Genomic DNA, 8,158 nt, shown 5'->3' with positions numbered 1-8,158 from the left:
AGGTCCGGGCGTGCGCGGGCTCGCGGTCGGCGGCGGGCCCGCCGGTGTCGTCGTCGAGCAGGTGGCGGAGCCGCTCCCCCTCCACGTCCACGTTCGGCAGCACGCGCGAGAGCCAGTCTGGCAGCCACCACGCGGCGCGGCCGAACAGCGCCATGACCGCGGGGACGATCGTCATCCGTACCACGAAGGCGTCGAAGGCGACCCCGGCGGCCAGCGCGAACCCCATCATCTTGATCATCGGCTCGGACGAGGCGATGAACCCGGCGAACACCGCGATCATGATGACGGCGGCGGCGCCGACGACCCGCGCGCCGTGCCGGAACCCGGTGACGACGGCCTCGGTGGGCGGCGCGCCGTGCACGTGCTCCTCGCGCATCCGGGTGACGAGGAAGACCTGGTAGTCCATGGCGAGCCCGAACACCACGCCGATCAGGAAGATCGGCATCATGCTCATGATCGGGCCGGTCTCGCCGACGCCGAGCAGCCCGCCGAGCCGGCCCCACTGGAACACGGCGACGACCGCGCCGAAGGTGGCCGCGACGGTGAGCAGGAACCCGAGCGTCGCCTTCAGCGGGACGAGCAGCGACCGGAACACCAGCAGGAGCAGGATGAACGCGAGCCCGACGACGACGGCGAGGTAGGGCGCGAGCGCCTGGCCGAGCTTGGCGGACACGTCGATCGCCATCGCGGTCTGCCCGGTCACCTTGGCGCCGGCCCCGGTCGCCGCGCCGCGGGCGCGGATGCCGGCGACGAGGTCCTCGGTCCGCTCGGTGCCGGGCCCGCTCTTCGGCACCACGCTGAGGACGGCGGTGTCCCCGGACGCGTTCGGCACCGGCGGGGTCACCGCGGCGACGTCGGCCATGCCCTTCACCTCGCCGGCGAACCGCCGGGCGGTGGCGGCGGCCCGGCCCGCGTCTCCTGTGACGACGACCATCAGCGGTCCGTTGAAGCCGGGGCCGAAGCCGTCGGACAGCAGGTCGTAGGCCTTGCGCTGGGTGGTGTCGGACGCGGCGGCCTCGTCGCCGGGCAGCCCGAGCCGCAGGTCGAGGGCGGGCGCGGCGATGATCCCGAGGACGGCGATCGCGGCGAGCAGCACCGGCAGCGGGCGGCGCACGACGAACCGGGCCCACCGCTCCCCCGCGGGGGCCCGCCCGTGCCGCGGCCGGCCGCCGCCGAGGCCGGGGATCCGCCCGCCGAGCACCCGGCGGCCGGCGAACCCGAGCAGCGCGGGCAGCAGGCTCAGCGCGATGAGGACGGCGACGACCACGGCGAACGCGGCGGCGACCCCCATCTCGGTGAGCAGCGGGATGCCGACGACGGCGAGGCCGGCGAGCGCGATGACGACGGTCAGCCCGGCGAACACGACCGCGGACCCGGCGGTGCCGATGGCCCGTCCGGCGGCCTCCTCGCCGGAGCGCCCCTCCTCCAGCTCGTGGCGGTAGCGGGAGACGATGAACAGCGCGTAGTCGATCGCGACGGCGAGCCCCAGCATCAGCGCGAGCGTCGAGGTCATCGAGCTCATCTCGAACAGCCCGGTGGCCGCGGTGATCGCCGCCATCGCGATGCCGACGCCGAGGATCGCGTTCAGCAGCGGCAGCCCGGCGGCGACCAGCGACCCGAACGTGATGACCAGCACGACGGCGGCGATCGCGACGCCGACGACCTCGGCGGCGCTCTGCTCGGGCATGGCCTGGGTGGCGGTGCCGCCCATCTCGACCTGGAGCCCGGCGTCGCGGCCGGACTCGGCGGCGGCGGCGAGCGCGTCCCGCGCCCCGTCGGTCACGTCGATCGGCGTGACCTCGTAGGTGACCTGGGCATAGGCGATCCGGCCGTCCTTCGACACGGCGCCGGCCCGGTACGGGTCGACGACGGAGGCGACCTGGGGCGCGGTCTTCAGCCTGCCGACGACCCGCTCGACGGCCGCCCTGCCGGACGCGTCGGTGACCGTGGACCCGGTGGGGGCGGCGAAGACGACCCGGGCGGTGGCGCCGTCCGCCGACATCTGCGGCATCTTGTCCTTGAGCACGTCGAGCGCCTGCTGCGACTCGGTGCCGGGGATCGAGAAGTCGTCGGACGTCGGGCCCTTCAGCGTGGCCGCCCCGGCCCCGGCGAGGACCAGGAGCGCCGCCCACAGCAGCGCCACCAGTCCGCGCCGGCGGAACGAGAACCGGCCCAGCCGGTACAGGAGCGTGGCCAAGGGGTCCCCCAAGTCGGTCCCGGAAACGCGGACATCTCACCCGTGACCCGTCCACGCTAGACCGAACTTGCCCAAGCGGCAAAATTTCAGGCACTGCCAAACTGCGTGACGTGCATCTCACTCCGCCGCCGGGGACCGGGTCCCCCTAGAGGATGGGGAGGCCGGCGTAGTTCTCCGCCAGCGACGTCTTCGCCGCCTCAGACGAGGCCACGTAGTCCAGGTGGGAGCGCTGGAGCCGCCGCTCGAAGTCGCTCGCGGCAGGGTCGACGTGCAGCAGCGTCGTCATCCAGTAGGAGAAGTGCTCGGCCCGCCAGACCCGCCGCAGGCACGCGTCGGAGTAGCCGTCGAGCAGCGTCTGCGAGCCCGAGGCGTACCGCTCGGAGAGCGCCCGCGCCAGCACGATCACGTCCGACACGGCCAGGTTGAGGCCCTTCGCCCCGGTCGGCGGGACGATGTGCCCGGCGTCCCCGGCCAGGAACAGCCGGTCGTGGCGCAGCGGCTCGGCCACGAAGCTGCGCATCGGCGTGATCGACTTGCCGGTGATCGGGCCCTCGTGCAGCTTCCAGCCGTCGTCGGTGGCGAACCGGGTCGCCAGCTCGTCCCAGATCCGGGCGTCGGACCACTTCGCGATGTCCTCGTCCGGCGACACCTGCAGGTAAAGCCGGCTGACCTGCGGCGACCGCAGGCTGTGCAGCGCGAAGCCGCGGTCGTGGTTGGCGTAGATCAGCTCCTCGGTGGACGGCGCGACGTCGGCGAGGATGCCGAGCCAGGCGAACGGGTACTCCCGCTCGAACGTCCGCACGTCCGGCACCGCCGGGCGGCTGACGCCGTGGAACCCGTCGCAGCCCGCGATGTAGTCGCAGTCGAGGGTCCGCGTCTCGCCGCCGCTGCGGAACGTGACGCTCGGCGCGGACGCGTCCAGCCCCACGACCTCGGCCTCGAACCGCACGTCGCCGCCGTCCGCCAGCCGCCGCGCGACGAGGTCCTTGACGATCTCGGTCTGCGCGTAGACGGTGACCGTCCGGCCGGTCAGGTCGGTCAGCGGGACGCGGTGCCCGGCGCCGCCGAACCGCAGCTCCAGCCCGTGGTGGACGAGGCCCTCGCGGTCGAGCCGCTCCCCCACGCCGGTCTCGCGCAGCACGTCGGTCGTGCCCTGCTCCAGCATCCCGGCCCGCTGCCGGTGCTCCACGTAGTCGCGGTCCCGGCTCTCCAGGACCACCGAGTCGATCCCCTGCAGGTGCAGCAGGTGGGACAGCAGCAGTCCGGCGGGGCCTCCGCCGATGATCGCGACCTGGGTACGCATCGAGCCTCCTCGTCATCGTTACTCGGCGATGCTGGCCTGCATCGCCGCAGGTTCAGGCCCCGGTTTTCCGCTCACCGGAAAACGCGTCGGGATCGCCGCTCCAGTGCGCGGCCACATCGCGCGACAGCGCCCGCACCGCCGTCGTCAGCGGCGGCAGCAGCCGCCGCAGGTCGGCGCCGCGCGTACCGGCCACCAGCGACACCGCCGCGACCACCTCGCCCGCCGCGTCCCGCACCGGGGCGCCGATGGACGAGGCGCCGAGCGTCATCTCGTCCCGGGTGAGCGAGTAGCCGGAGCGGCGGACCCGCTCCAGGTCGCGCCGCAGCTTCGCCGGGTCGGTGATGGTCCGCACCGCGTGCCGGGCCAGCCCGGCGGAGATGATCTCCTCCCGGACCTCCGGCGGCGCGTACGCCAGCAGCACCTTGCCGACGCCGGTGGTGTGCAGCGGCAGCATCGCGCCGACCTGCGTCACGACCGGCACCGAGCGGGTCCCCCGCAGCCGCTCGACGATCAGCACCCGGTCCTCGCGCAGCACCCCGAGCTGGACGTTGTCGTGCGTGGCCTCGTACAGGTCCTCCATGTGCGGCAGCGCCAGCTCGCGCAGCCCGGTCACGGCGGGCGCCTGGCTGCCGATCCGCCACAGCCGGGTGCCGATGCGGTAGGTGCCGTCGGGGACGCGCTCCAGGAACCCGCCGGCGGCCAGCTCGCCGACGAGCCGGTGCCCGGTCGCCAGCGGCAGCCCCGAGCGGCGGCAGATCTCGCTGAGGTTCAGGCGGACGCCGCCCTGCGCGAAGGCGTTCAGGATCGCCATCACCTTGCCCGCCACGCTCACCGGGCGGGCGTCCCGCACCCTGTCAGCTGCCACGTGGCCCTCCGCCCGGGCTCGCGCCCGTCACTCCTGCTCGGCGAGTACCCGCTGGGCGACGGCGAACGCCGAGTTCGCGGCGGGCACTCCACAATAGATCGCCGTCTGCAGGAGCACCTCCTTGATCTCCTCGTGCGTCAGCCCGTTGCGGACGGCGGCGCGCACGTGCATCGCCAGCTCCTCCAGGTGGCCGCCGGCGACCATGGCGGTGAGTGTGATGCAGCTGCGGGTCCTGCGGTCGAGGCCGGGGCGGCTCCAGATCTCGCCCCACGCGTACCGGGTGATCATGTCCTGGAAATCGGCGGTGAAGCCGTCCTTGCGGGCCTCGGCGCGGTCGACGTGCGCGTCGCCGAGCACCTCGCGGCGCGTCGCCATGCCCCGCGCGTGCCGCTCTCCGTCCGTCATGCCGCCGTCCGTCATGCCGCCGTCCGTCATGCCGCCTCCCGTGCCGCCGCGTGTCGTGTCGCCGTCGGCGGGGCGCTCCCGGCTCATGTGCGGTGTCCCTTCCAGGTGCGGTCCAGGTGCGCGGTGATCTCCTCGGTGACCGCGCCGGGGCGTTCGGCGTTGGCCAGGTGGCCGGCGCCCTCGATGACGGCCAGCCGGGCGCCGGGGACGCCCTCGGCCAGGCGGTCGGCGTGGCCGTGCGGAGGCGTCGGGCCGTCCTGCGCCCCGGCGATCACCAGCGTCGGCGCGGTGATCTCGCCGAGCCGTCCGGTCGCGTCGAACTCCGCCAGGGCGTCGCAGCAGGCGGCGTACCCCTCGGGGTCGGTCGCGCGGAGCATCGCGGTGTACGTCTCCGCCCGGGTGAAGGCGGGGGTGAACCAGCGCCCCGCCGCCGAGTCGGCCACCGGGCCGACGCCCTCGCGGCGGACGAGGGCGGCCCGGTCCCGCCAGGGCCCCGGGTCGCCGAAGCGGGGGGACGTGCAGCACAGGATCAGGCTGGCGACCCGGCCCGGGTCGCGCAGGGCGAGGGCGGTGCCGACCGCGCCGCCGAGCGACACTCCGGCGTAGGCGGCGCGCTCGGCGCCGGCGCCGTCCAGCAGGGCGGTGACCCCGCCGGCGAGGTCGTCGACGGTGACGGGGCCGTCCGGTGCGGGCGCGCCGCCGTGGCCCGGCAGGTCGTAGCGCAGGACGCGCCAGTGGCGGGTCAGGGCGGGCAGTTGCGGCAGCCACAGGTCCATGGACGTGCCGAGGGACGGGCCGAGGACGACGACGGGCGCGTCCTCCGGGCCGTCCAGGCGGTACTGCAGCTTGATCATCGGCGGCTTCTCCGATACGCGTCGAGGGCCCGGTCGACGAGGGCGGCGGCGCCGCCGGGCCCCGGGTCGGCGCCGAGCACGCCGAGCAGGTCGTCCAGGTCGGCCCGCATCCGCTCGGTGGACACCTCCAGGCCCTCCAGCAGCTCGGCGGCCGTCTCGGCGGCGCCGCCGGTGAGGCGCAGGCACTCGCGCAGCGGCTGCCACTCGGCGTGCCACTCCCCCGCCGGCCGCTCGTGCGGCGCGGCCTGCGCGGCGAGGACCACCTGCGCCTGCGCCGGCACCTGCAGCGCGGCCGAGCGGACCAGGGTCGACAGCGCCGGGTTGCGCTTGTGCGGCATCGACGACGAGCCGCCCCGGCCGGCGCCCGCGGCCTCGGCGACCTCGCCGACCTCGCTCTGCGACAGCAGCCACACGTCCGTGGCGATCTTGCCGACCGCGCCGGCGGCCAACGCCAGCGCCGCCGCGAGCCCGGCGACGGGCGCGCGGCGGGTGTGCCAGGGCAGGACCGGACACGCCAGCCCCGTCTCCTCGGCGTAGGCGGCGACCAGGTCGAGGGCCCGCTCGCCGAACGCCTCCAGGGTGCCGGCGGGGCCGCCGAGCTGGACGGGCAGCGGCACGGCGGCGAGGCCCTCACGGGCGTCCAGGCAGCCCATCAGCCAGTTCGCGGCCTTGGCGCCGAACGTCGTCGGCAGCGCCTGCCGGCCGAGCGTGCGGGCCGGCATCGGCGTGTCGCGGTACCGCGCCGCGAGCCCGGCCAGCGCGTCCAGTGCCCGGTCGAGGTGGGCGAGGACGGCGCGCCTGGTCCGGGCCGCGACGAGCATGGCGCCGGTGTCGGCGATGTCCTGGCTGGTGGCGCCCTTGTGCACGTGCTCGCCGGCGTCCCCGGCGAGGCGGCGCAGGTCGGCGACCAGCGGCACGACGGGGTTGCCGGAGCCGCGGGCGCGGCGGGCCACCGCGACGAGGTCGAACCGGCCCGCGTCGGCGGCGGCCGTGATCGCCGCGGCCGCCGCCGCCGGGATGATCCCGAGGCGGGCCTGCGCGCGGGCGAGCGCCGCCTCGGCGTCCAGCATCGCGGTCAGGTAGGCCAGGTCGCTGGTGGCGGCCTCCGCCTCCGTCCCCGCGCGGACGGGGGACAGCAGGCCCGCGTCCGGCGCGGCGTCCGGCAGCGCGGCCGGCTCCCGCCCCTCGGCGGCCCCGTGATCGTCAGAAGGCAAGGAAGACCGTCTCCCCTTCCCCCTGCAGCCGGATGTCGAAGCGGTACTCCCGCTCGCCCTCGCGCTCGGCGACCAGGGTCGCGCGGCGCTCGGCGGGCACCTCCGCGAGCAGCGGGTCGCCGGCGTGGGCGGCCTCGTCCTCGGGGAAGTAGAGCCGGGTGGCCACGGGCTTGAGCAGGCCGCGGGCGAAGACGAGGACGGCGATGTAGGGGGCGCCGCCGCCGGACGCGCCGGGCTTGACCGTGCTGAACCGGTAGCCGCCGGCCGCGTCGGTGCCGCACCGGCCGAAGCCGGAGAACCCGTGCCCGTCCCGGACCAGGCCGCCGGGGCGCCGCGGGATCGCACCGTCCCCGTCGGGCTGCCAGATCTCCAGCAGCGCGTCGGGCACCGGCTCGCCGGCCCCGTCGAGGACCCGCCCGCGCACCTGGATCGCGTCCGGCCGCCACGGCGGCACGACCTCCGGGCCGGCCGCGTAGGGCAGCGCGTAGCCGAAGAAGGGGCCGACCGTCTGGGACGGCGTCGCCGCTGAGGAGGTGGATGGGGAAGTGCTCATCAGGTCTCCATCGGGGTGTCGCCGAGAACGATGTCCCACTGGTAGCCGAGCGCCCATTCCGGCTTGGTGATGTCCATGTCGAACCGGGAGATCAGCTTCTGCCGGTCCTTCTCGTCCGGGATCGACTGGAAGATCGGGTCGAACGCGAACAGCGGGTCGTCGGGGAAGTACATCTGGGTGACGAGCCGCTGGGTGAACGCGGTGCCGAACACCGAGAAGTGGATGTGCGCGGGCCGCCAGGCGTTGTGGTGGTTGCCCCACGGGTAGGCGCCCGGCTTGATCGTGATGAACCGGTAGCGGCCGTCGTCATCGGTGAGGCAGCGCCCCGCGCCGGTGAAGTTGGGGTCGAGCGGCGCCGGGTGGATGTCGCCGAGGTGGTTGTACCGGCCGGCCGCGTTCGCCTGCCAGACCTCCACCAGCGCGCCCCGCACCGGGCGGCCGCCCCCGTCGAGCACCCGCCCGGTCACGATGATCCGCTGCCCCTGCGGCTCGCCGGAGTGCTGGACGGTGAGGTCCTCGTCCAGCCGGCCGAGCTCCTGGTGCCCGAAGACCGGCGAGGTCAGCTCGACGCTGTCCGGGCCGAGCTTCGGCATGATCAGTTCCTGCGACGGGGCTCTGAGCACGGTGCTCTTGTAGCCCGGGTACAGGTACGGAGGATGCGTCATGCGCCCTTCCCTTCTGCGTTCCCACGTGGACGACCCGCCACCACCCTGGCAGCCCGCGCCGGGCGGGTCGAACGAGGCTTCCGCCCAGTGGAAACCCAGGCG

7 protein-coding genes and 1 pseudogene are annotated in these 8,158 nt (G+C 75.0%); all 8 read right to left on the bottom strand.

The window, feature by feature from the left end:
• Positions 1-2,197 (bottom strand): MMPL family transporter (locus tag E1284_RS19935; RefSeq protein ID WP_131941060.1); only part of this gene is annotated, 2,197 nt, incomplete at its 3' end.
• Between the two features lie 145 nt (positions 2,198-2,342).
• Positions 2,343-3,500, bottom strand: a complete 1,158-nt coding sequence (locus E1284_RS19930) for a 4-hydroxybenzoate 3-monooxygenase (protein ID WP_131941058.1) — start codon at positions 3,498-3,500, stop codon at positions 2,343-2,345.
• 52 nt (positions 3,501-3,552) lie between these two features.
• A complete protein-coding gene (locus tag E1284_RS19925; RefSeq protein ID WP_243714604.1) occupies positions 3,553-4,365 on the bottom strand; it encodes an IclR family transcriptional regulator in 813 nt (270 codons plus the stop codon).
• Between the two features lie 27 nt (positions 4,366-4,392).
• Positions 4,393-4,755, bottom strand: a pseudogene (gene pcaC / locus E1284_RS44060) (4-carboxymuconolactone decarboxylase); the annotation flags it as partial.
• Positions 4,756-4,853: 98 nt separating this feature from the next.
• Entirely contained in the window at positions 4,854-5,624 is a 771-nt protein-coding gene (gene pcaD, locus E1284_RS44055; protein ID WP_424923493.1) for a 3-oxoadipate enol-lactonase, read from the bottom strand.
• Positions 5,621-6,838: a 3-carboxy-cis,cis-muconate cycloisomerase gene (pcaB, locus tag E1284_RS19905; RefSeq protein WP_131941056.1), complete on the bottom strand. Its 1,218-nt coding sequence runs from the start codon at positions 6,836-6,838 to the stop codon at positions 5,621-5,623. Before pcaB ends, pcaD begins: the two co-directional genes overlap by 4 nt.
• Entirely contained in the window at positions 6,828-7,391 is a 564-nt protein-coding gene (gene pcaG / locus E1284_RS19900) for a protocatechuate 3,4-dioxygenase subunit alpha (protein WP_131941055.1), read from the bottom strand. The genes pcaB and pcaG overlap by 11 nt, the downstream gene beginning before the upstream one ends.
• On the bottom strand, positions 7,391-8,155 hold the full coding sequence (pcaH, locus tag E1284_RS19895) for a protocatechuate 3,4-dioxygenase subunit beta (protein ID WP_341770404.1): 765 nt from the start codon (positions 8,153-8,155) through the stop codon (positions 7,391-7,393). The genes pcaG and pcaH overlap by 1 nt, the downstream gene beginning before the upstream one ends.
• Positions 8,156-8,158 lie beyond the last annotated feature (3 nt).

The organism is Actinomadura bangladeshensis (assembly GCF_004348335.1).
GTDB classification, from domain to species: domain Bacteria; phylum Actinomycetota; class Actinomycetes; order Streptosporangiales; family Streptosporangiaceae; genus Spirillospora; species Spirillospora bangladeshensis.
Note: the sequence above shows the minus strand (reverse complement) of the source record. Positions and strands in the feature narration are given on the sequence as shown.

Excerpts from the sequence above, each read along its gene's own strand:
- E1284_RS19930 (WP_131941058.1), bottom strand. The coding sequence starts at position 3,500 with ATGCGTACCCAGGTCGCGATCATCGGCGGAGGCCCCGCCGGACTGCTG.
- pcaD (WP_424923493.1), bottom strand. The coding sequence starts at position 5,624 with ATGATCAAGCTGCAGTACCGCCTGGACGGCCCGGAGGACGCGCCCGTC.
- pcaG (WP_131941055.1), bottom strand. The coding sequence starts at position 7,391 with ATGAGCACTTCCCCATCCACCTCCTCAGCGGCGACGCCGTCCCAGACG.